A 22877-nucleotide genomic window follows, 5' to 3' on the forward strand; every position below is an offset into this window, starting at 1 on the left:
GCTAATTAGCATGAGCAGGCTAAGTTTGCAGCTCAAACCTGCGCAGCTTTTCGCTCAAGCCTGGATTTTTCCCGCTGCTCAGAAGTCTTTGCTGCTGAAGTATCGCCTTTACCTGCTCCTGGTAATCATCTCCTGCCTTGATTACGGAAAGCTTGGCAGGGTATAATGTGCTGACAATTTCAGTGCGGGTACACTGCTGAAACACCTGCCCCACTCCTTTTCCTGTGCCTGTTTCAACTACTTCGTGCAGGTGCTGCTTCACGTGCAAAATCAGCTTATGCAGTACGAAAAAAACCTATACTCCCCCTACATTACCTCATTCAGAAATTCAGCTTTGGCGCCATATTCTGAAAGCGGCTGATATGCTATACTATCAAGACAGCGTTTTGAACTCTAGGAAGTCGCAGCTTCGCTTCTTGACAGCGGATTTAGAAGATATCCGCTATACTCTATCGAAAAAACATCTTTCAGGTATCATTTTTCAATTGAACAGATAAGACAGAAGAGTGTTATTATCCAGGATAGATCATTATGCCTGTACCCTTAAAAGTGCTATAACTGTGCAAGGTGCATGATAGGCTGACATTATGTTGACTGTAGTTTCATGCTAAAAGAGGAGAACGGTGCAATCCTCCCGCTTCTGAAAAATTGCACCGTATATGTACCTGAGGCTGTTTCTTTCTTTTTCGAAGCCTGCCTCCATAGATACTCCACTTAATACCGGGGGTACGTGTGCTCTCTAACAGATTTAATTAACTATGTAATGGAAAACTTTAATGTAGAATTAGGCTTGCTTTGGAAAAAACTGGAAACATGGGGAGAATACGCCGTACTCATGCTCCCCAACCTGCTTCTGGCCATCCTCCTCCTGATCATCACTTTCAAACTGGCTGGCTTAATCAGAGGGTGGCTCGAAAAGTTTATGAACAGGTTTTCGCATAGTGCCGCTCTTAATAACCTCATCCTGACGCTCCTCTACATCGGCATGCTCCTGGTGGGTTTCTTTATTGTGCTCAATGTGCTGAACCTCGACAGGGTGGTCGTCTCTATGCTGGCTGGTGTCGGTATTGTAGGTCTGGCGCTGGGCTTTGCTTTCCAGGACATAGCTGCCAACTTTGTATCGGGTGTGATTATTGCCCTACGGAGGCCATTCCGGGTTGGTGATTTAATCGAGACCAACGACTACCGCGGCGTTATCCAACGGATTACCCTCCGCACAATAGATATCCGGCAGTTGACGGGAGAAGAAGTGCATCTTCCGAACAAGACGGTGTTTGAGAATCCGCTTACAAATTTCTCTGTTTACGGTACCCGACGCGTTGATCTGGAGGTAGGTGTTTCCTATGCCGAAGACCTGGAGCACGTGCAACAGGTAGTAACAGAGGCACTGGAGGATGTGAAAAACCGCATAAAGGAAAAAGAGATTGAGGTGATGTACGATGCCTTTGGCGACTCCTCCATTAACTTTAAAGCGCGCTACTGGATAACGTATAAAAAGGAGATTGACTATGTGAGTGCGAAGAGCGATGGCATCATTCGCATCAAAAAGGCATTTGACGCAAATGATATCCTTATCCCCTTCCCAATCCGCACGCTGGACTTTGGAATAAAGGGCGGCGAAAAGCTGACAGAGCAGTTAGAGCATCTCACTGCCTCCATGAAAAACGGGAAGCCATTGGGTGGTAACGGTCAGGCAGGCTATGAATAAATTTCCTCCTGAAATTAATTTTCCTGCTCTACTGATACAGGTTTGGTGGTATTATGCCCGGTAGCACGCTGAAATTTTTTCAGCGTCAACTGAAATTTTGACACATAAATATGTCAGAATTTCAACAAAGAAGCTTTGGCAAAGCCCTTGCTGTTAGTTAATTAGCTTTTGAAGCTCATAGTTAACTTGAAAACTTTAATACTATTATTAAAGAAAGGAGGGTAAAATTATGGGAACATTAATGAAAAATAACAGAAGCTTTTTTCCAGCCATCCCATCCTTGTTTGATGACAGCTTTATGCGGGGTTGGCTCAACTGGCCAATGAACAGCAGTTTAGAAAGAGGGTCAGTACCTGCTGTCAATGTAAGGGAGACAGACAATGCCTACGAACTCGAGGTTGCTGCTCCGGGCATGAATAAGCAGGATTTTAAAATAGAGCTGGAAAATAACATACTTGTGATTTCCGCTGAAAAGGAGAGCAAGCAAGAGGAGCAGGATGAGAAGGAGCAGTTCACCCGCAGAGAGTTCAGCTATCAGTCCTTCGTACGCACCTTCAGCTTACCTGAAAGGCTGGTGAAGGGCGATAAAATCTCTGCCAAATACCATGATGGCATACTCCATATAACTGTTCCGAAAACAGACGAGGCGAATGTGAAGCCTGCAAAACGAATTGAGATTAAATAACATGAAAGGCAGGGAAACCTGCCTTTCTGCTTTATATTCCTCCAGACTCTGACATGCTGTTGTTGCCTTGGCCTGTTGCAGATACTATACTTCTGAATTCAGGTTGTGCCTACATGTAGAAAAGGATATGAATGTAGTCGTTTGCTGCTAACTGTGTTTCTTTGGAATTTGGCTGCATGGTCCCTCATACCTGATAAAGATATGAATCCAAAGTACCCTAGATAACCTGAAGATGACAGGCAGAAGTCCTATCACCACAACAGCAACGAGTCCCATCATCATCGCCATGGTAACCTCTTCTACAAACTGGTATAGAACAACCAAAGAAATGATGAAGATAGCCACATTGAAGCCAAAGCTCACATACATGGCACCATAATAATAGCCGGGTTCGGGCTCAAAGGACTGGCCGCAGCAAGGGCAACCTTTGTGCATATCCGCAAATTTAGTGCTATACAAAGTGCCTTCCGGAAACATGTTCCCCTCCCTGCACCTGGGGCATTTCACAGTTAAAATGCTATATAAAAATGAGTTCTGCTGGCTCATGGGTCAAAATTTTCATTCCTCTACAAAGGTACTGTCTCAATAAATCTAGTTTACGGGACAAAAAGCACAATATACTGGACTTTTAAACCTTATTACATTCATCTACATCGCTGCAGCATTTGTACGTGACTGATTAGTAAAGACTGCTCAACATATTTGACTACGCAGCAGTTTAAGGATTCTGTTCAGGGTATAAAGTAAAAATAGCTCCTATAAGCTTTCGTGGGTGTGGATGATAAGAAAGAATCCTAAAAGTCCTTCAGAAGGCAATCCCTAATCGCCTTAAAAGCTGTCTTTTGTTGAGTATCTTGAGCGTACGAAAAAAACAAAAATGCCCAAAGAACACTTGCCTGTTTACCAGATTCAGGACTTTAAGGCACAAGCCGAGAAAGAAAGCTACTTTTACTTCAGTTTATTTAAAGTGCACCTGAAGGAGCACCTGTTTATTCGTGAACCACACAAGCATAACTTTTACATTATCCTTCTCATAAATCAGGGCACCGGAACCCACACCATCGATTTGAGGAGCTATGAGGTAAGGCCCAACATGATTTTTTTCCTGTCACCAGGGCAAGTGCACAGTTGGACGCTTTCAGAAGATGCCGATGGCTTAGTAATTTTCTTCTCTTCTGAATTTAACCTAAAGGAGCTCCCTCACAAAAACATATCACGTTTTCCTTTCTTCCATACGCTGCTGCGCACCCCGGTGCTCTACATTTCTCAGGAAGAGAAATATGCTCTGATGCCCAATCTCCAGGCATTGCAGAAGGAATATCTAACTCAGGGGCTAATGCGGAATGAAGTACTTAGCTGTTATCTTAATATCCTGCTGATATACCTGACCCGGATATACCAGTCTCAGGGAGAAGACACGCAGGTGCCTGGTGGGGAGCTATCACTTTTACAGCGACTGGAGAACCTGATAACGCAACATTACAGGGACCATCTGCCAATAACCTTTTATGCGGACCAACTGCATGTGACGGCAAGGTATCTTACAGAGGTCTGTAAACGTTCGTTGGGCTAGACTACAGGTGAGCTTATTTAGGAACGTGTGCTATTGGAGGCACAAAGACTGCTGGTACACTCTGGCTAACCAGCTCGCGGGTTGCAGCTGAGCTAGGCTATGCTGATATCACTTACTTCTTCCGTTTTTTCAAAAAGCACACCGGCTTTACACCTGAGCAGTTCCGAAACTTAAACAGATGAGTGATTGATGGCGGAATGAAATTTTCGCTCATAAGTGCAGGGCTATGCCAACCGGTGCAAACACATTTTATCTTTTATAAATAAGTAAAGTGCAGCGAAGAAGTATACCTGAGTGCTGTTACTATTATTAAAAGAGTTTGTCTTGTGTGCATTATTTTGTGGAATGGGAGGCACTACAGTTATCGTACCTACTAAATTATCATACGCAAAAGCAGACTAGAGAATATTTTTCGTAATATCGCTACCTGATGCGGAGTGCTCTATTCAAATGAGACAGGATGAAGAACCATTGCTCAGAGAAAGCTGTCCGCAACAGTATACCTTTTCTGCTAAAAGAAGCAGGAATAAAATCAAAACAGAAGGAGAAATTTTTTCTTCTTAAAATGAAGAACAACTAATGGCTACAGGACTTCTTGCTTTATTAGATGATGTGTCTGCCCTGGTGAAAGTCAGTGCGGCAAGTTTGGACGATGTTCCCGCCCAGGTGGCAAAAACTACGGGTAAAGTTTCCGGCATTGTGATTGATGACACTGCCGTGACACCCAAGTATGTGGTAGGTCTCGATCCGTCACGCGAGCTTTCTATCATTTACCAGATCGCAAAGAAATCACTGCTCAATAAAGTCATCATTTTAAGCCCGGCAGCACTGCTCCTCGGCTTTTTTGCACCCTGGGCCATAACGCCTATCCTGATGCTGGGTGGTGCTTTTTTGTGCTTTGAGGGCTATGAAAAAGTGCACTCCATGTTCAGCAAGCACGATCATGATGGCGCCCACCATGCAGGAGAAAAGGTGAAGGTTATTACACCGGAAGAACTGGAAAAAGAAAGAGTGAAGGGCGCGGTTCGCACGGACATGATTCTTTCTGCCGAAATTGTTGCGATCACTTATGCCAGTGTAGCTGAAAAACCATTATTTGAACAAATTGCGGTCATGTTAGCCGTGGCTGTTTTCATTACCATTGCTGTTTATGGGTTTGTAGGGCTTATCGTGAAGGCCGATGACTTTGGCCTGCACATGGCAAAGGAAAATAATCATACGCAGGTCAGGAAAATTGGCCGCAACATCGTCACATTCATGCCGCACTTTCTGAAAATACTTGGCTATGTCGGGACGGCAGCCATGCTGTGGGTAGGTGCAGAAATTATAGCACACGGAATTCCCTTTACAAGCCATGCGCTGGATGCATTGGAGCATTCTCTGTCCGGTTTGCCAGCTCTTGCCTGGATCATCAAAGCATTGGCATGCGGTATTGGCGGGTTAATTTTAGGTGCCATCATTGAAAAGCTTGTAGTACTCGCGCGCAGGTTTGTGTAGGCGCAAGAGCTAAAGAAGCTCAGTTGGCTGCACCTGCCGAAGCAGCAATCCTTATAAATCACTTGAAACCAGCATTATCTGATGAAAATTTAACTTGTCGTCCGATAATGCTGGTTTTCCTTTTATGTGCAGCTAATCACACAGCTTATACCAAATCGCAGAAAACGTATTCCATAGGAAAGCTGTCTAAGCTGCCGTAGCTGTAGTTCATCCAGCGGCATCAGACCTGCTTATCTATAGCTGTAGCGCTGTACTCTCCAGGCCCAGAGGGCGCGTTCTGGAGGTAGTGGCCCTATTGAAGGCATCGCGCTGTGTTGCTGAACCTGCCGGGGGAAGGGGCTCAACCAAAAGATTGGAAACTCCTTCACTCCGTGCCGACGAACAGAAAAATTTAGCTTTATGGAAGGAGCTTTAAGCAATTTTATATTAGATGCCATCTGACTCATTCTGTAGCCTGTTCTTCCTTCTTTGGTATGCGCATTTTTTTTGCTTAGAACCACCTGGACTGGCAGAAGACACACCCTCCGAAGTAGCAATGTATATACAAAGCTTTGTAAATTTAATTGACATTTAGGTAGATAGCTCGCATAGCGTACAAAGTAAGTCAGGATGTAGGCAACGGTTGTTTCAGCAGTTCAATTGAGTTAGCCCATGCTCCCCCTCCTGCCTTTGATGAAAGGCGTATACTGGATTTCAAAGAAGAGTTAGCAGGACATCTGGAATTCAGCTGACCTGCTCACAAGAGGCTGTTAATTGACTAGCAGCACTTCCTGCTCTCCGATCCGACGTCCGGCAACATGGCATTCTCAATGGTTTGTGAAGGTTTTATATAGTACGCCCTCTTACCATGCTTCGCAGGACACGCCACAGGATAGAAGGGCTCAGTAAACTTGCGGGCGGTTCAATCATGTTGACAACTTTGAGAAAGGCTGCGCCTACTGCTGGATCGCGGTGAGTTGCCCTATGCACCTGATTCATGTAAGCGTTAATAAAATCTGTTCCGGGAGCTTTTGTTCCCTTTGTTTCAGGAAACCGAAAATCTTCGCAGACTGCAGTCTGCCAGGGTATGTCAACAATACTGGCTATTTTCCTGAAATATGCTGTATGTAAGCCTTGAAGACTATGCTGCGCTTTCAGCAGCTGATCTAAAGCTGCTGCCTGCATCGCAGCTGATGTCATCCCCTGCCCATAGAGTGGATTGAAACTGCACACAGCGTCGCCTAGTACCAGGTACTTGTCCGGAAAATACACTAGTTTTTCATAATGGCGACGCAGGCTCGCTGGAAACTTATAGGTTGCAATATCAGTGAGCGGCCTGGAGGTAGATATAATGTTGTAAACGTCGGGCGCGGGTAATCTTCTGGCAAAAGAGAGAAACCCTTCCTCATCGGCTGGTGCATGGTGGCCATGCCAGCCGCCCAAAGAGACAATCCATTTACCATGCTCAACAGGAAGTGCGGCACCTGCTATATACTCTTTAGGCGCTTGTGGAGTAATGAACACCCAGTCAAAGCTTCCGGGAAGAGAAACATCCCGTTCGTACACGCGGGTAGCATAACCAGCACCACAGGTGACTGTACTTTCCTCTGGTTTGGTATAGCCAGATTCTTCCAGCCATTTAGGTGTTCGGGAACCGCGTCCGCTTGCATCTATGACTAAATCGGCGTTAAGGTTTTCGGCATCGGTGTCTTCTCCCTGTCTTACGATATGCAGGCCTGTTACCTGCTTTCCATTTTCGCTGATTAACAGCTTTTCCACTGCGTAGCCATCCTGCATACTCACATTCGGTAATGCCAGTACGCGCTGTCGCATGTGCCACTCCAGGAATGGCCGGCTCATGGAGATGCCACTTATCCCGAACTCAAACCTGGCACGGTATCCTCCATAGCAATACCACCGCATGCTTTGGGCCATGTCCAGTAAAGGGTTTCCCCCTCTTAACAGTCCTTCCATCAGGTCCGGGAAATAGCCTGCCAGTATATTCAACCCCTGTGCAAGAAGGCCATGCAGGTGACGCGTCTGGCCTTGCCCTTTTCGGGATTCAGGAACATCGTGCACCGGATCACGCTCAACAATGGTTACCTGTTCAAAGTAGTCACTGAGGATGCGGGCAGTGAGTAGGCCTGCAAAGCTTCCTCCTATAACCAGGGCAGACTTTCCAAGTAATTTGTCCATGTCTATTGAGTAAAACAGGAATGGGTTTCGGAAACAATTTCATGTGTTGGTTAGGACATTCCTGCAACCGGTTCTTGTTGTTTATTCTGTTTCAAACTGAAAACTCAGAAACAACAAAAGAGCCTTAACTCAGAACTTTAAGATATAAAAAAATATTTAATTAATTCGTCTATACTTCTTTACATCAAGCTATTAAGATGTGGTATACTTGAATTTTAACCGTACTTAATCCATGAAATCAAGTTTAAAAAAGCTGATGCTCTCCTTTCCTATCTCCGGTGCGGTCTGATGCTTAAAGTAGCTCCTCTTTACTCATACTATTCTTATACCCTCTGTTGTCGCTCACAAGCAGGGAAACATGCTTAACAGCTGTGGCAGCATCAAATGTTTGCCTATAGATGGTTAGTTAAAAGGTGAAATCTAGCGTATCATATGCTGGAGGTGTCTTAACTGAACAGGCGCGCGGGACACCGTATATAAGGGACAAGCTGACATTGAAAATTATCGAGATAAAACCCTTTTAAGAACCTATTGTTATGGACATTAACTCGCAAAGGGATGCTGTAAGAATATTCGAGTACGCGTTTCTGGAACTAGAACGAAAAGCTAAGGAAGGGCAACGAAACCTCAGAAGGTTGGAAGGCGGCGCCAGGGATGAAGCTCCTGTAACGGCGCTGCATAGAAGAGACGAAGTAGCAGTTAATACGTTGCTGGCTTCGCAAACAATACCTGCTATAGTCGTTCTTAGCCTGGCGATAGAACAGGCCTTGAAAGTATTGATAAAGCAAGAAGACCTCATGCCAAAGCATGTGCACGAGTTAAAGCTTCTTTTTAACCAGCTCCCAGCTTATTTACAGGACGAGATAAAAACCTTTGTAATGACAGACCTGACCATAAGCGAAGAGGCCTTCGAAGATCTCCTCCTGGAGAACAACAATGCTTTTATAAACTGGCGATACTTTTATGAGAAACAGGACACCGGTAGTTTAAGCTTTCTTAAGTCTTTTTTTGATAGCTTAAAGAGTAAGATTTAAAATAAAATCCTCTGAAGTAGCAGGCATATTTTTATCCCAAGACTGTACTTTACAACTTTCCGCTCTTATACTTTATACAAGCTTTATGGCCTACAGCTGTACCCGTGCTTTCAAAATCTGTTAAGGAACATAACTCTTTAACCAGTTTATACCGTTATAAAAACTGGTTAAAACAAATTTTAGGAATGGGCACAAAGCATATAAAGCAAGGCATGATAATTTTATGCCTCTTGTCTACCGTTTGGCTGTCTGGCTGCCAAACCAGTTCCTCAACAGCTGGTACTGCCAATACGGCAACGGCTGAAAAGAGAGGTTTAGCGCCTCAACGGGTAGATATAAGGGGCAGCATTACCAGGAGCCAGTATGATCAGGGGCAGGTCATGCTGGAGGTAGAAGGATTCCCCTCCCCGGACTCCCGCTATAACCGCGCTTATGTACTCGTACAGCCAACTACACAGATTATTGGTATAGACGGAAAGTCCATTAGCCTGAGTGAGCTGCGGCAGGGGCAAAATGTAGCCATCTTATTAAGAAACGGCGGGCAGGGTAATTTTGTGGGCTTGGGTGTTGCACGCAAAGTATGGGTTGAAGAAGTGTTTTGAAAACCCAGTTCACCATCAGCTGCTTCGTAGCTGCTGTATTCATTAACCGGAATGCTAAGCACATTTGCAGATAAAAGGCTTGGCCTGTCAGCTTTCACCCAACTCCCGGAAAAGCTCCACGGCTTCCTCATTGCCCTGCTGGTAAGCTAAATCTACTGCACTCAGACCACGGACATCTCTTATATTTCGGTCCGCACCGGCCTCCAGCAACAGCTTCACAAGGTTGTTTCTGCCAAACAAGGTCGCGAACATCAAAGCAGTACCACCGTTTCCGTTCTGTAGATTGAGATCTGCTCCATTGTCTATCAGCGCTCTGGCTATTTCAGGATAGCCTTTAAAGCTAACGCCCATCAGCGCAGTGTTTCCTGTTACGTCCTGTAAATTCGGGTTAGCGTTAGCCTTCAACAAAAGCAGGGTGGCCTCTAAATGTTCATCGTAAGATGCTAATATCAGGGGGGTAAACCCTTTTGCATTCTGAACATTCATGTCTACACCTTCATCTATCAATTGCTGCATATAAGCAACATCACCCTTGCGGGCAGCATCAAAAAGTAAGTCCTGCTGGTTGGTGGAGTGGAAAGTCATGTAATGGATCTATTAAGTTGCAAAAGAATGTAACCTTTCGTACGGGAATCGGGCAGAAACGGCTAAGCTTCTTTCTTTGTCAGCAAAATGATTCTTTGATGATATAACAGCAGGCCCAGAGTATACTAAAAACGAAGGTTTCCTGCCTATTAAGCTGTCTTTTCAGAAGCGGGAGGATGAAATTGATACTTATTTGCTAATAATGAAGCCATTTTAACTGTTCGCCGTACATTATTTAATAGAATAGTTTTTCTTTGTACAGAAAGATTTTTCTGTCGGGTAAAATACACGGGCTTCTGCGAAATAAGCCTGTTTCATACCCATCACTCCCCTTATTTAGGCAACAAATCTTTGTGGTAAAGAAACTTTGCCATCCTATGAAAGTTGTGCCGGAACGATGTTTTAATAATTAGTAAAATGAATAACCTTTTAATTGCATTCCTACAGCTGCTGATGCTTACAGCTGTTTTCTTGCCGCTTCAGGCCCAAGACGTACCCTACACCCGCACCCTGACACTTGCTGACGCTGTTCAACTGGCAAAGGAACAATCTCCACAATACCGCAGCGCTGCGGTTCAGTATGAAAACCGGCAATGGCAGTATAAAAGATACCGCTCCAATTTTTACCCGCAGCTGAACTTAAGTGGTGTTTTGCCACAGTATAACAGAACCATCGACCCTCGCATTACAGATAACGGAAGCCTGATCTTTATAAACACCCACAATGCAAACTCTTACCTGCAGCTTTCCCTGGGCCAGGAAATATGGCCTACAGGCGGCTACATCTCCATCGACACGCAGCTAAAGCGGATTGATGATTTTCAGGCCGATAAAAACCGTACCAGGTACTCCTCGGTGCCAGCCACTATCACACTTAACCAACCAATATTTGGCTTTAACTACCGTGCCTGGGACAGGAAAATTGCGCCGCTCCGCTTCGAAGAAGCGAAGCGCGATTTCTGGGAGGAAATGGAGGAAATATCCGGCGAAACCACCGACAACTTCTTTAACCTCCTGCTAAGCCAGATAAGCCTGCAGATAGCACAGAAAAATGTAGCCAATAACGATACCCTTTACAAGATTGCTAAGGTCAGGTACGAGGTGAATGAGATTCCGGAAGACGAACTGCTGCAAATGGAACTGACCCTTCTGAACTCATTGCAGAACCTGGAGCAGGCAACACTGGACGTAGAGGCGAACACACTTCGGCTGAAAGTATTTTTAGGCATTACCGATAACTTTCCTATCCGTTTAATTCCGCCGGATACAACTCCGGAGTTTGAAGTAGATGAAGAAGTTGCCCTGGAACAGGCCCACAAAAACCGCCAGATTATTATCGGGTATAAGAGGGAACTACTGGAGGCTGAGAGACGGGTGGCAGAGGCCAAGGGTGAAACAGGCTTCACAGCCGACCTTTTTGCTTCATTTGGTCTTACGCAGCAGGCTCTGGAAATAGGGGAAGTATACCAGGAGCCTGTACCACAGCAGCGCTTACGGGTTGGCTTTAACATGCCCGTGATGGACTGGGGCCGGACGGACGCCAGGCTGGGTACTGCCACTGCAAACGAGAAGCTGGTACGGGCGAATATAGAGCAACAGCGCATTAACTTTGACCAGGAAATTTACCTGAATGTGAAACGCTTTAGAGTGCTGCGGAAACAGATGATTGGGGCAAAACGAGCCAACGAAATAGCCGAAAAGCGCTACAGCCTGACAAGGGCCCGCTACCTTAAAGGCCAGCTCAGCCTGCTTGACCTGAACGTTGCCACGGAAGAAAGAGACAAGGCTACCCGCAGCTACATCAGCTCCTTGGAAAGCTTTTGGGAAGCTTATTACAGAATTCGACGCCTCACCTTGTACGATTTTGAACGAAATGAATCTTTACTGGCAGAAATATAAAGTTTGGCTTGGCTCGTGCCAGAAATCTCTTTAAACCTTAATCAACTTTGCTAAAAAAATAAACTGGACAGGTCCCAGTTCTAGCCTGCAAGAGGCAAGCGGCGAGCTAAAAAACAAGAAGTCTTCGACTAATATAAGTGAGGTAAAGCACCTTCCAAAAAGCTGTAGCATTTTCACCCCGTCAGCACAGAGTGAATGTGTTTCCAGTCTTTCGGTTGTGCGACTTGGGTTAGGGCTCTTTTAAGGGCCAAACCCAAGACGAGGCCTCTCGGCCTAGCGAGGAAAGACAGGCAAGATGAAACATTAGTGAACTAGCCTTGAACAAGCCTTAGCCACGGAAGCTTGGACAGAACTACATACTATTAATACAGCTTGATGCTATAGAATACGGTTCAAGAGATGCGGTATAACCTGTACTGGTAGCTGCATACTTCCAGGGGAAAAACCTCCTCTTTCATAATAAAGCCACCCGCCGGTATACTCAGGCGGGTGGCTTTATTATACGCTCACTCACATCAGCAGATGAAACGGAGTTTGTACTATTGCCTGATGGAGATCGGCTTGCCTTCCGATTTCTCTATAGCGTCATATACAACCTGCAGCACATTGGTTCGGGTGTTTAACTGGCTCAACTTGCTGTTTTCGCGTGTTGGGTTTACCCGATTAGATAAAAAAACATAAACCAAATCGTTTACAGGGTCTATCCAGGTATAAGTGCCTGTAAAGCCTGAATGCCCGAAGCTCTCAGCTGGTGCACCCGGAGCAGCATTACTATTCTGTGTGCCGGGTTTAGCAGGTCGGTCAAAGCCCAGGGCGCGGTAGTTGCCGAAATCACAAAACTGGCACTTGCCGAACTCACTAACCGTGTTCCCTGCTATCAGCTCCTTCCCACCGTACTTCCCGTCGTTGAGGTACAGTTGCATTAGCTTGGCCACGTCATTGGCGTTACCGAATAAACCGGCGTGGCCACTCACACCGCCTAGCATCGCAGCCCCCTCATCGTGCACAGTGCCGTGCAGCAGTTGCTTCCGGAAGTGTGGCTCGTACTCTGTCGGCACTATCCTGGAGGGCGGGTACTTTTTGTAAGGATTGAACGTAAGTGTAGTGGCACCAATAGGCTGGTAGATGTTTTCCTTCAGGTAGGATTCAAAGCTCTGGCCGGTAATATGCTGCACCACCAACGGTGCAAGTATAAATGACAGGTCGCTGTACACATAGCCAGGCTGCTGGTTCATTGGAGAATCCATAATCTGCGCGTATATCTTAGGGGTGTACTTGCGGTGCATGTACAGGTTCTGCGCCACTTTTATAGGGAAGCGGGCAGAGGAATCAGCCTTGAACGTTCGCCATTTAAACTTGCCATTCTTCCGTACCGTTTCTTTCCAGAATGGAATCCACGACTGCAGCCTTGCCTGGTGGGTGAGGATGTCCCGGTAATTCAGCTGTTCCTTGTTTGTGCCTTTCGCCAAAGGCAGGTAGGTGCTGAGGGTGTTGTCCGGGTCAAACTTGCCCTCCCCTTTTAACTTCATGAAAGCAGCCAGAGAAGTGCTTATTTTCGTGAGGGACGCCAAGTCATAGAGGTCATTGTTATGCACGGGGGTTTCATTTTCGTAGGTGTGGTACCCAAAAGCTTTCTGGTAGATGATTTTGCCGTCTTTGGCCACCAGCACCTGCGCACCTGGTGCCGCTTTCTCCTGCATCGCCTGGGCCACCAGAGAATCAATGCCGGCTAAATCCTTTGTCTTTATCCCGACTGCTTCCGGAACACTGTATGCCAGCCGAAGTCCTCCCTCCGTTTTCAGTCCATCGCCAAGCTTAAACGCGCCTGATACGGCAACAGGTAATTTGCCCTTTGCACCAATGCCGCCGAAAATCAGCTGCGCGGCCAGGTCCTGCGTCAGGGGCGTCTCTTGGTAAGCCGTCAGTACTGCGTCTGCATTCTCGATGCTCTCGAATTTGGCAAGGCTGTACACGTTCCCGAACACACTCACAATGGTCGGCTTCGACCGGATGAGGTCTTTCAGGAACAGATTCATTTCTGCTGTGATGCCAAAATTCGCGCTACCTGCTTTTAACTGAAGCTTGTGCACACCTGCTATAATCAGGTTGTACCCCTGCAACTTCTCTTTTAGTTGCTGAAGTTCTGCAATTGTACTGTTAGCCGGTAAAAAGAACGTATCTACTGGCATATACCGGGCAAGGTCCCGCTGGAATTCAGTTCCAGTGGTTGTACCGATGGCCAGGGCAGCTACCCGCAGGGTGTCAAGGTTCCGGATAGGCAGGATGTTGTTCTTGTTCCGCAGCAGGGTGAGCGAGGCTTCTGTTAACTGGTGGTTCAGGTATAAAGCGTATGGGTTGTTTAAGTCTTCAATCAGGTGGGCTGTCTCAATGGGCTGCCACTTGTCCAGGCCCACCCACTGCTTGGCAGCCAGCACTTTTTTGCAGCGGGCATCCACCTCCTCCTGGGTGATTTCTTTGTTCAGGATGGCTTTCTTCACCTCTTCAATCGTCATTTTCACATCCATCGAGTTCAGGAGCATGTCATTGCCCGCCAGCAGTGCCTTCACATCTACCACACCCGGTTCATAGTATTTTGCCACCCCCTGCATATTTAAAGCATCCGTGAAAATCAGCCCTTTATATCCCAGCTCTTCTTTTAACAGTTCAGTTACGATAGGCTTCGAAAGTGTGGAGGCAAGGTTGGGGGTGTTGTCCAGCACCGGTATGTTCATGTGCGCCACCATCACACTTCCCAAGCCGTTTTCCATCAGCACCCTGAAAGGGTATAGTTCCACAGAGTCCAGGCGAATGCGGGAGAAGTTGATCAGGGGCAGCCCGTAGTGGGAGTCTACGTTGGTGTCTCCGTGGCCAGGAAAGTGCTTGGCGCTGGCGAGCACATGCTGGTCCTGCATACCCCGCATATATGCCAGCGACTTACGGGTAACGTTGTACTTGTCTTCACCGAAAGAGCGGAAGCCGATAACCGGGTTGTTGGCGTTGTTGTTGATATCAACGGTTGGCGCAAAGTTAACATGAATACCCAGGCGCTTGCATTGACGGGCTATCTCTGCCCCCATCTCATAAATCAGCCGCTCATCCTCTATGCCGCCCAGCGACATCTGGTACGGAAAGCGCACGGTGCTGTCCAGGCGCATAGCCAGGCCCCACTCTGCATCTATGGTCACCATCAGGGGCACTTTGCTCTCGCTTTGGTAGCGGTTAGTCATTTTAGCCTGCCGCACCGGTCCTCCCTGAAAAAAAATGACGCCACCCACTTTGTAGGTCTTGATCAGGTTACCAATGGAGTCAATATGGGCCTGGTCCCGGTTAGAGTACACCGGAATCATGATTAGCTGTGCAATGCGCTCTTCCGGCGTCAGAGTAGCAAAAACGGAATCTACCCACGCGTGCTTTCCGTTCAGAAACGGCGGGTCTTTTTCCGGATTAAACAGCACCAGGGTATCTGCTCTTTGAGTTGCAGGTTTCCTGTACTTAGAGCCGGAGGACTGCCCCAGTAGGCTCTGCGTTCCGGCCATCATGATGAGGAGGAGGGCAAGGTATAAGAAGGTATGTTTTTTCAAGGTGTTCTGTTAGAAAGCAGGTTCGTAGCAATAGTTGAATCTACCACAAGATAAAAACAATTGCTCACAAATGATAGCTTTCATATAATACCTGCCAGCGGGATTTCTCCCGGCTAACACTTAAAAGCAGAACCTGAGACAAGCAAAAAAGCAGGCTTGAAAGACAAAACATATTTGTACAATAGAATAAGGTTGATTGACCTTACCTCCTGATTTAGATATTATTATGCTACATGACAAAACGGTAAACTAAAAATTTAGCTATTAGCAGCCTTGCTACAATCTGACTTCAGGCTTGCTGTCTGCTTCAGAAGTACCAACCTGAAACAAGAATGGCTTCTCTCTCCTGCTAAGAGGCACCTGTTCTACGCTTCAACCTGTAGGTACCTTGTGCAGGGAAAGTGACATATGCCTAAGTGAATGGTCAAACGCTTACTTAACACAAGCCGCGGTTTATGCCCCCCTCCTTTGCATGTTCCAGAATCAGATGCAGTAGTAAGGCCGGTTACCTACTGAAACGCAGCGGTATATTCGCCTCACATAAGAAGAAACTGAAAGGCAGGCCTTGAGCAAAGATCCTTTAAGTTCATTTTATTTTTTCAGAGGCAGTTTCATTTTATAGCATTATCGATTTTAGGAGTCCTGAACAAATGGATAAAAGCCATTTCAGCTTAATCTTTTACATGAATAAGCGCCCGCCATACTTCTGGTTTTCAGGCGACGGTTTACGTTGTAGTTGTATCTAAACACCTTATATGGCCAGCGCTTTCCTTATCGGGTTTAACTTCATTTATAAGCTTCTGAACAGCGGCATTGGCAACCATGTCGTCTGATTTGTGCTTCAGCTTTACCATAGCTGACCTGAGATCCTTATACTTCTTCCAGTCAAACTTGATGAGGAAGTTGGCAGCACCCCTCACCCCTACCTCAAACAACCGAAGCTTTTCCTCGTCTGGCATGCTGAAGTCAAGCCAGTCAAAGTGGTCTGTATCGAGGCAATGTACCAGGTGGCGGTAATCCGGGTTCTTGGTAATAAAATCGAAGTCATGCACCTGCCGGGCGGAGTCGAAAATAGCGCCGACTAAATTTGGCAGTTTATTGATGAGCTTCGGTTTATTACGGTCTGCGCCAAGCTTCACACCAAAAGTCGGTGCCTCCGGCACTTTATTGTTGTCGTGGAAGAGGTCGATAGGAAAGTTTGAGTTGATTCCCCCATCTATAAAAAAGACTTCATCAGGAACATTACCGGTATAACCTACTTCTCTCCATTTCTTCAGCTCATTAGGGCCAAACGGGAGGTCCTTGAGCCGGAAAGGGTGAAAGAAGAAAGGGATTGACATGGATGCTCGGACAAAATCAGCCGGGTTCACCTGATCAGGGTCTGCCCAGTACATGTCTGCCATCGCCGGGAAGTTGACCTTCGTCTGTGTCGTAATGTCTGCGGCCACCAGGGCTATCCGGCCTACGGTATAGAAGTATAAGGCTTGCCATTCCTGAGCTTTAGTTTTTCATTCCCTTGCTGCCTGAGCAGCTTTAACTTCCCCCATGTCTCTACTCCTCTTTCCTTGAGAAGACCTGTTAACCAGTTATGGAAGTTCTTGCCGGGATTTAACCCAAAGTCATCCCGCATGTTATCCACCACCTGTGCTCCTTTAAAAATGAGCTTCTTCAGGCTGCTGTTTGTCGTAATGGCCTTTATAAAATCTTCGCATCTGCGTCACCATCCACAAACTCATCGAAGTTCTTGTTAGCCAGAATTCCCAGTATCCATTTGCTAGCCTCCATGTTCTTCTGACCGGCAGCTGCCATCAGCATCGCATTAATAGAGCCCGCTGAAGTACCTCCCAACTGTAAAAACCGAATTCCCGCCTGCTCCAGCGCATATACGTAACCTACAAGGGCTATGCCCAACATGCCTCCTCCTTCCATTACCAGGTCCACATACTGGTGTCCTTCATCATCCACAACATCGGAAAAAATTTTTCCCTTAATCCGAGCACGCAGTTCAGCCAGTTCTGACTGCACAAGGCCATTGTTGATAGTAAACTGTTCTACTTTCATGTTTCGTTGTATTAAAGGTTAAAAAGATAAGTTATTTCCATTTTCTGAAGCTGAATTCATATAAACAGCCCTTGCAATTAACCGATCAGGAAATTCAGCTTCCTCACCTACATTAGGTTTTACCAGGAGCATGTACCATTTAAACCGATAAGAAACTAAAGTACTCATGGATCAGGCAACCGGCAATGCGGCTGATGTATACTTCAGCCCGGACCTATGCCGGTGGCATGGCCTTATATAGTTAGTAGATGATGGATGTTTAGCAAGAGCTACTTTTAAGCTGATGAACAACACAACAGGAAAAAGAACCCGGGAGTACGTGACACCTCAAATTGAACAGAGTTCTGCCCGGTAAGCCACAGGCTGCCTTTCGGGTAGTTATGGAAAAAGTTTATAAGCGCAGGGTGATCGCTTGTGCAGGAACTTTCCCGTGAAAATTAATTCCTCATGATACAGATTCTGGAACAAGGCTAAAGTCCTATATTATCATGGCATGTCTAAACTCAGTACGTATATAAATTCAATTGGATATAGCTTTATATTAAAAAAATAGCTTCTTTAAATGCTGAATCCTCCAGCATTTAAAGAAGCTATTTTTATTAAAAATGATCCTGTTATTTGTAGCTCTCAGGTAGGGCAAATGCCACGTATTGGTCACCTGACGGACTACCGATTTTGCCGCCTCCACAGGCTATCACAACATACTGCCTACCGTTCAGGCTATAAGTGGCAGGAGTAGCATAGCCTGCGGCCGGCAGCTTCGCCTCCCACAGCACCTTGCCTGTCTTCTTGTCAAACGCCCTTATCATATTGTCTTTTGTTGCGGCAATAAACACAAGGCCTCCTTTTGTAACCAAAGGGCCTCCGTAGTTTTCGGTTCCTGTTGGCGGAATCCCTTTCTTTTTCAACTCTTCATACTCTCCCAGCGGCACCTTCCAGAGAAGCTTTCCGCTGTTTAAATCAACCGCATTCAGCGTTCCCCAGGGAGGCTTGATGCCGGGGTAGCCGTTCTTATCCAGGAAACGATGATAGCCAGTAGATACATAAGGAATATCATCCATAATATTCTTTACTCCCGCTATGTTATCAGCTTCGGCACCGCCTATTTCCTTTGCCAGTTCCAGCTTTGCGTGAGCTTCTTTTTCATCTGAGTCCAGCAGAAACGCAATCAGGGCCACCCGCTCACTTTCCGGTATCTGTCGGAAAGCAGGCATCATGTTCCGGCCGCTTTCGATGATGTGGTTCACCTGGTCCTCATTCATGCGGGTGTTGAGTGCCACCAGGGTTGGAATAGAGGTCCCGTTGCCTTTCATTTCTGTTCCATGGCAGGAGATGCAGTATTTATTGTACACTGTTTTGCCAATACCCTTCAGGGACAGATCTTTTTTAGCTTCCTTCGGCACATCCATCATGGTCAGGATCCAGGGCATTTCGCTGCTGTTTACGTACATAATGCCGGATTCCTGATCCACTGCAGCACCTCCCCACTCTCCACCCCCATCGTAGCCGGGGAAAATCCAGCTGCCTTCTTTAGTCGGTGGGTAGAACACCTCTTTGTGCTGGACCTTCCTGTATTTCTCCAGCATTTGCTGATGTGTCTCAGGTGTCAGATCCGACACATCCTCTTCCTCAAACTTATGTCGGGCAAAGGGTTCGGGTAATGTCGGAATAGGTTGTGTTGGCCAGGCTTTTTCACCAGGCAAACCATCGGTAGGCACAGGTTTTTCTACTATAGGGAAAATGGGTTTGCCTGTTACCCGGTCGAACATAAACACATAACCGTGCTTCGTTATCTGGGCAACTGCATCAATTTTTTCTCCTCCCTTGCTGATAGTCACCAGGTTGGGATTAGCGGGCAGGTCGCGGTCCCAGAGGTCGTGGTGCACTACCTGAAAATGCCAGATGTATTTTCCGGTGGCGGCATCCAGTGCCAAAAGGCTGTTGGCGAAGAGATTCTGTCCTTTGCGCACGCCGCCGTAGAAGTCAGGGCCAGCCGTACCTGTAGGCACAAAAACAATCCCCCGCTCCTCATCCAGCGACATGCCCGCCCAGCTGTTGGCACCACCTATTTTCTTCCATGCATCAGGATCTTCCCATGTTTCATAGCCTTTTTCTCCCGGATGGGGTATGGTATGGAATATCCAGCGGCGCTCCCCGGTGCGCACATCAAAAGCCCGGATATGGCCGGGCGCTGCATCACCATCCTCGGTTACGCGCATGCCCATGATGAGCAAATCTTTATAAATAACACCAGGGGTGGTGCCGGCAATGTAATCATCCTCTGTTCCCTCTCTGTCCAGCCCTTCTGAGAGATCAATAAAACCACCTATGCCAAAACTTTTCACGAGCGAGCCATCTGCGGCATTGACAGCAAAAAGCTTAGGCCCCACGCTGTATAGGATACGTTTTTCAGCCCCCCCGGCACTCTCCCAATACACCACACCACGGTTAATCTGGTGAAACCATGCCATGTTACCATCCTGATTGTTTCCAGCCGAAGCTGGGTCAAACAACCATTTCTGCTCTCCGGTGGCAGCATCCAGGGCAAACAGCTTCAGGAAAGGTGATGTACCGAACAGCACTCCATCAACCACAATCGGGTTACACTGTATTTGCGAACGGTTCTTGGGGTCTTTGTCACCCGCACTGTAACGCCAGGCTACCTGCAACTGGTGTACATTGCCAGGGTTAATCTGCTCGTTTGAGGAATAGCGGTTACCTGCTTTGCTTCCGGCATAGGCAGGCCAACCGCTATAGCCAGCAGGCTCCTCCTCGTGCTTTGTTGTGAACTGTTTTACACATGAAAGAGACAAGACGCCGGCAAGCGGCAGTACTGTCCATAAAAGTTTTTTTTTCATTTCGGGTGATAATGAATATGCTATTCTGCTCTGGGAAAAGCTATCTGCTGTTTGGACTGCTCAAGCGCTTCAGAAATCAATATACTAAAATCAGATTAAGGTTGGCTTGTTTTAAAACAAGCCTGTGTTTAAACTCTCCTTAACACAATCATACAGCAGGCAAATTCCACCCGACACTTGACGTATGGGAAACGCTGGCAATGCTGTTTGCGAGTTGCATTGTTCACAAACAGCAGCCCTGAACTTTAAGACACTTTAAAACTAACAACAGCTTCTACACGTAGAATAAAATGGCTAAAAGTTGAAAAGTAAATTCTAATAAAAAGGTAAAGGCTCTCCGATTGTGGGAGCCTTTACCTTTTTTTCTCCTGCCACCTCCCTTTATATAGAACAGACGAAAATTTAGTCATGATACCACAACAGAACTCAAACGAATGGGACGATGAAAAATACAACCTGCTGAATGCACACTTCCGGCAGAAAATAAACGAACTCCTAACTACTGACACTTTTCTGCAGGAGGCGGTGAGCCAGGGCAAAAGTATACAACTGGGGGAACTCATTGACAGGATGACGGCCAGGGACAAACAACTCTGGAAAGAATTTATGCGGATGGACCGGATGAAACTTGACAGAGATATGCAGAACCACCTGGAGGGCAAAGGCACCCCTTACAGCCCACAAAATGGGTTTGAAAACAGCACCGGGAGCATCGGTGATGGTGACCAACCCTGGTAACTCAGGCTGTTGGACTTTATGTCCGGAAGAGGATTATTTTCGGAGATTAGAAAGCGGGGCTTCTAACACTATGTTCAGAAACTATTGATGGAATAACTTTTTACAAGTTAGATGTAGCAATGCTCCTGCAACCAAGCAGCGACAAGATTAGATAAGTATAATAAGTACCTGACACCTGTAATAAAGCCGGCTCTTACTCCAGCACTTCGAAGAGCATCACGGGGTTAGTCTTGTTTTTAAGCTTCACTTCCCCAATCTGGCGGCACATAAACGACTCCTTTACCTTTTCATACACATTGGAGGTAATGACGATCTGCCCGGGCTGGGCCGATGACTGCAGGCGCTGCGCAACGTTCACGACATCGCCAATAACAGTATAATCCAGCCGTTTGAGGGATGCGGATCCAATATTACCCGATACCATTTCGCCTGAGCTTAAGCCAATGGATACCTTCGGTTTGTATGCGGTGCCATCAGAAACTATCTCCTCAACAGCATCGAACTCCTTCCTGATGGCGATGGCTGCATCTATAGCCCTGTCTAAGTGATATTCACCACGGAAAACAGCCAGCACGGCATCTCCCATGAATTTATCTACATGTCCTTCTTGAGCTATTACGCCCTTTACCATCAGGTCAAAGAGTTTGTTTAGTATGGTAATAACCGTATTGGCAGGCATGCTTTCTGTGATAGCAGTAAAGCCGCATATGTCAATGAACATGACGGTAGCCTCGATCGTCTCGTTCAGCATCAGGCTGTTCTCAAACTCTTTATGTGTCATAAAGTTGAGCACATTCTCGTCCACATACATTTTGAGAATGTTGTTTTCCTTTATAGCCTTCAGGGTTGCGCGGATTTGGTTAACGTGTTGCAGGGTCTTCTCCATTGTGAGCTCCAGGTCCTCAAAATTCACGGGCTTGCACACAAAATCAAAGGCCCCCCTGTTCATGGCGGTCCGGATATTATCCATATCGCCATAAGCCGAAACGATAACTGCTTTGATGATAGGGTTAACTTCCGGCAGTTTTGTGAGCAGCGTCAAACCATCCATCTCTGGCATGTTAATGTCACTGAGCACAATATCCAGATCAGGGTGTTCCTGCAGCTTTGCCAGCGCATCCACACCGTTCTGTGCGAAAACGAATTTGTATGCGTTTTCCCTGATCTTCCGCCTGAACTTCTGTTTGATCAGAAGCTCTAAATCGGCCTCATCATCTACCACTAGTATTTTTGCCATCAAATAGCTAAAGTTTTAAACTTATCTTTCAAAGTTGTGAAGTCCAGCGGCTTGGTTAAAAAATCATCGGCTCCATACTGCATTGCCTGCTGGTAATTCTCTTCGTCGCTATAAGCCGTAATCATCATCACAACCGGAGGAGGCGAGTTGTATTTCTTACGTATCTGCCGGAGTAGCTCAATACCGCTCATGCCAGGCATGTTGATATCGGATAAAATAAGCACTACCTCTGATGGATGTTGCTCCATGTAAGAAACAGCCTCTTCGCCGGAGAGAGCAAAGGAAAAGCTAAGTTCCCCATTTCGTATTTCTTTCCGGAAGCGCTGCACGAACAGTGGCTGAACATCAGCTTCATCGTCTACTACAAGTATCTTCATTGCTAATATATATAATACAATATAACTCAAAAACACTTACAGGCTGATATTTACTACGCAAAATCCCCAGAATTAATGACGGGAATGCTGCATTTGTTATGCCTGCTAAAGCAAAACGCTTCTGAATATATTGATATTTAAGATTCAAAGCAAACCAGTATAGCTTGCTGAACATTAAAAATAAAATTCTTAAAAAGTACCAGGAGTTCCTATTGAAAGAATATCATACCCTTAGAAGCTCCATCTTCACTATACCTGAAGAAATAA

At 46.3% G+C, this 22877-nt stretch carries 20 protein-coding genes; 9 read left to right on the plus strand and 11 right to left on the minus strand.

Annotated elements, in window-relative coordinates; translation table 11 throughout:
• Positions 1-19 precede the first annotated feature (19 nt).
• Complete coding sequence (locus tag ACFS7Z_RS03055; protein ID WP_377480723.1) at positions 20-262, minus strand: hypothetical protein; 243 nt, start codon at positions 260-262, stop codon at positions 20-22.
• Between the two features lie 501 nt (positions 263-763).
• Here ACFS7Z_RS03055 and ACFS7Z_RS03060 point away from each other — a divergent pair.
• Positions 764-1708, plus strand: a complete 945-nt coding sequence (locus ACFS7Z_RS03060; RefSeq protein ID WP_377480725.1) for a mechanosensitive ion channel family protein — start codon at positions 764-766, stop codon at positions 1706-1708.
• A 241-nt stretch (positions 1709-1949) separates the two neighbouring features.
• Positions 1950-2393, plus strand: a complete 444-nt coding sequence (locus ACFS7Z_RS03065; protein WP_377480728.1) for an Hsp20/alpha crystallin family protein — start codon at positions 1950-1952, stop codon at positions 2391-2393.
• Positions 2394-2540: 147 nt separating this feature from the next.
• Here ACFS7Z_RS03065 and ACFS7Z_RS03070 read toward each other — a convergent pair whose 3' ends face one another.
• Complete coding sequence (locus ACFS7Z_RS03070) at positions 2541-2828, minus strand: DUF983 domain-containing protein (protein WP_377480731.1); 288 nt, start codon at positions 2826-2828, stop codon at positions 2541-2543.
• A gap of 442 nt (positions 2829-3270) precedes the next feature.
• Here ACFS7Z_RS03070 and ACFS7Z_RS03075 point away from each other — a divergent pair, with 442 nt between their 5' ends.
• The 3 genes from ACFS7Z_RS03075 (at position 3271) to ACFS7Z_RS03085 (ending at position 5463) form a co-directional block, all read left to right on the plus strand.
• Entirely contained in the window at positions 3271-3966 is a 696-nt protein-coding gene (locus ACFS7Z_RS03075; RefSeq protein ID WP_377480735.1) for an AraC family ligand binding domain-containing protein, read from the plus strand.
• A 107-nt stretch (positions 3967-4073) separates the two neighbouring features.
• Positions 4074-4148: a hypothetical protein gene (locus ACFS7Z_RS03080; RefSeq protein ID WP_377481736.1), complete on the plus strand. Its 75-nt coding sequence runs from the start codon at positions 4074-4076 to the stop codon at positions 4146-4148.
• 397 nt (positions 4149-4545) lie between these two features.
• The gene (locus tag ACFS7Z_RS03085) at positions 4546-5463 is read left to right on the plus strand and encodes a DUF808 domain-containing protein (RefSeq protein WP_377480738.1); all 918 of its coding nucleotides are present in this window, start codon (positions 4546-4548) and stop codon (positions 5461-5463) included.
• 825 nt (positions 5464-6288) lie between these two features.
• Here the strand turns inward: ACFS7Z_RS03085 and ACFS7Z_RS03090 are convergent.
• Positions 6289-7638 carry an FAD-dependent oxidoreductase gene (locus ACFS7Z_RS03090; RefSeq protein ID WP_377480741.1) on the minus strand — a complete coding sequence of 450 codons (1350 nt, stop codon included), beginning with the start codon at positions 7636-7638 and terminating at the stop codon, positions 6289-6291.
• Positions 7639-8174: 536 nt separating this feature from the next.
• Here ACFS7Z_RS03090 and ACFS7Z_RS03095 point away from each other — a divergent pair.
• Both ACFS7Z_RS03095 and ACFS7Z_RS03100 read left to right on the plus strand, forming a co-directional pair.
• Positions 8175-8672, plus strand: a complete 498-nt coding sequence (locus tag ACFS7Z_RS03095; protein ID WP_377480744.1) for a hypothetical protein — start codon at positions 8175-8177, stop codon at positions 8670-8672.
• A gap of 212 nt (positions 8673-8884) precedes the next feature.
• Positions 8885-9274 (plus strand): hypothetical protein, encoded by a 390-nt coding sequence (locus ACFS7Z_RS03100; protein ID WP_377480747.1) that lies wholly within the window; start codon positions 8885-8887, stop codon positions 9272-9274.
• A gap of 87 nt (positions 9275-9361) precedes the next feature.
• Here the strand turns inward: ACFS7Z_RS03100 and ACFS7Z_RS03105 are convergent, their stop codons facing one another.
• On the minus strand, positions 9362-9859 hold the full coding sequence (locus ACFS7Z_RS03105; protein ID WP_377480750.1) for an ankyrin repeat domain-containing protein: 498 nt from the start codon (positions 9857-9859) through the stop codon (positions 9362-9364).
• Positions 9860-10276: 417 nt separating this feature from the next.
• Between ACFS7Z_RS03105 and ACFS7Z_RS03110 the strand changes: the two genes are divergently transcribed.
• Positions 10277-11758, plus strand: coding sequence for a TolC family protein (locus ACFS7Z_RS03110; protein ID WP_377480753.1), 1482 nt, complete (start codon positions 10277-10279; stop codon positions 11756-11758).
• A gap of 539 nt (positions 11759-12297) precedes the next feature.
• Here ACFS7Z_RS03110 and ACFS7Z_RS03115 read toward each other — a convergent pair.
• The 5 genes from ACFS7Z_RS03115 to ACFS7Z_RS03135 form a co-directional block, all read right to left on the minus strand.
• The gene (locus tag ACFS7Z_RS03115) at positions 12298-15339 is read right to left on the minus strand and encodes a glycoside hydrolase family 3 N-terminal domain-containing protein (RefSeq protein ID WP_377480756.1); all 3042 of its coding nucleotides are present in this window, start codon (positions 15337-15339) and stop codon (positions 12298-12300) included.
• A 725-nt stretch (positions 15340-16064) separates the two neighbouring features.
• Positions 16065-16787, minus strand: a complete 723-nt coding sequence (locus ACFS7Z_RS03120) for a patatin-like phospholipase family protein (RefSeq protein ID WP_377480759.1) — start codon at positions 16785-16787, stop codon at positions 16065-16067.
• A gap of 14 nt (positions 16788-16801) precedes the next feature.
• Positions 16802-16978, minus strand: a complete 177-nt coding sequence (locus ACFS7Z_RS03125; RefSeq protein WP_377480762.1) for a hypothetical protein — start codon at positions 16976-16978, stop codon at positions 16802-16804.
• 56 nt (positions 16979-17034) lie between these two features.
• On the minus strand, positions 17035-17400 hold the full coding sequence (locus ACFS7Z_RS03130) for a patatin-like phospholipase family protein (protein WP_377480765.1): 366 nt from the start codon (positions 17398-17400) through the stop codon (positions 17035-17037).
• Positions 17401-18014: 614 nt separating this feature from the next.
• Complete coding sequence (locus ACFS7Z_RS03135) at positions 18015-20258, minus strand: outer membrane protein assembly factor BamB family protein (RefSeq protein WP_377480768.1); 2244 nt, start codon at positions 20256-20258, stop codon at positions 18015-18017.
• A 408-nt stretch (positions 20259-20666) separates the two neighbouring features.
• Between ACFS7Z_RS03135 and ACFS7Z_RS03140 the strand changes: the two genes are divergently transcribed.
• The gene (locus tag ACFS7Z_RS03140) at positions 20667-20996 is read left to right on the plus strand and encodes a hypothetical protein (RefSeq protein ID WP_377480771.1); all 330 of its coding nucleotides are present in this window, start codon (positions 20667-20669) and stop codon (positions 20994-20996) included.
• Between the two features lie 193 nt (positions 20997-21189).
• Here ACFS7Z_RS03140 and ACFS7Z_RS03145 read toward each other — a convergent pair whose 3' ends face one another.
• Positions 21190-22236 (minus strand): adenylate/guanylate cyclase domain-containing protein, encoded by a 1047-nt coding sequence (locus ACFS7Z_RS03145; protein ID WP_377480774.1) that lies wholly within the window; start codon positions 22234-22236, stop codon positions 21190-21192.
• Positions 22233-22610: a response regulator gene (locus tag ACFS7Z_RS03150; RefSeq protein WP_377480777.1), complete on the minus strand. Its 378-nt coding sequence runs from the start codon at positions 22608-22610 to the stop codon at positions 22233-22235. The genes ACFS7Z_RS03145 and ACFS7Z_RS03150 overlap by 4 nt, the downstream gene beginning before the upstream one ends.
• Positions 22611-22877: the final 267 nt, after the last annotated feature.

This window comes from Pontibacter toksunensis (assembly GCF_042686245.1).
Classification (GTDB): Bacteria; Bacteroidota; Bacteroidia; order Cytophagales; family Hymenobacteraceae; genus Pontibacter; species Pontibacter toksunensis.

Coding starts and splice junctions, on each gene's coding strand:
- ACFS7Z_RS03140 (WP_377480771.1), top strand. CDS start 20,667: ATGATACCACAACAGAACTCAAACGAATGGGACGATGAAAAATACAAC.
- ACFS7Z_RS03060 (WP_377480725.1), top strand. CDS start 764: ATGGAAAACTTTAATGTAGAATTAGGCTTGCTTTGGAAAAAACTGGAA.
- ACFS7Z_RS03100 (WP_377480747.1), top strand. CDS start 8,885: ATGATAATTTTATGCCTCTTGTCTACCGTTTGGCTGTCTGGCTGCCAA.
- ACFS7Z_RS03090 (WP_377480741.1), bottom strand. CDS start 7,638: ATGGACAAATTACTTGGAAAGTCTGCCCTGGTTATAGGAGGAAGCTTT.
- ACFS7Z_RS03085 (WP_377480738.1), top strand. CDS start 4,546: ATGGCTACAGGACTTCTTGCTTTATTAGATGATGTGTCTGCCCTGGTG.
- ACFS7Z_RS03065 (WP_377480728.1), top strand. CDS start 1,950: ATGAAAAATAACAGAAGCTTTTTTCCAGCCATCCCATCCTTGTTTGAT.
- ACFS7Z_RS03110 (WP_377480753.1), top strand. CDS start 10,277: ATGAATAACCTTTTAATTGCATTCCTACAGCTGCTGATGCTTACAGCT.
- ACFS7Z_RS03135 (WP_377480768.1), bottom strand. CDS start 20,258: ATGAAAAAAAAACTTTTATGGACAGTACTGCCGCTTGCCGGCGTCTTG.
- ACFS7Z_RS03075 (WP_377480735.1), top strand. CDS start 3,271: ATGCCCAAAGAACACTTGCCTGTTTACCAGATTCAGGACTTTAAGGCA.
- ACFS7Z_RS03070 (WP_377480731.1), bottom strand. CDS start 2,828: ATGCACAAAGGTTGCCCTTGCTGCGGCCAGTCCTTTGAGCCCGAACCC.
- ACFS7Z_RS03150 (WP_377480777.1), bottom strand. CDS start 22,610: ATGAAGATACTTGTAGTAGACGATGAAGCTGATGTTCAGCCACTGTTC.
- ACFS7Z_RS03130 (WP_377480765.1), bottom strand. CDS start 17,400: ATGAAAGTAGAACAGTTTACTATCAACAATGGCCTTGTGCAGTCAGAA.
- ACFS7Z_RS03095 (WP_377480744.1), top strand. CDS start 8,175: ATGGACATTAACTCGCAAAGGGATGCTGTAAGAATATTCGAGTACGCG.
- ACFS7Z_RS03105 (WP_377480750.1), bottom strand. CDS start 9,859: ATGACTTTCCACTCCACCAACCAGCAGGACTTACTTTTTGATGCTGCC.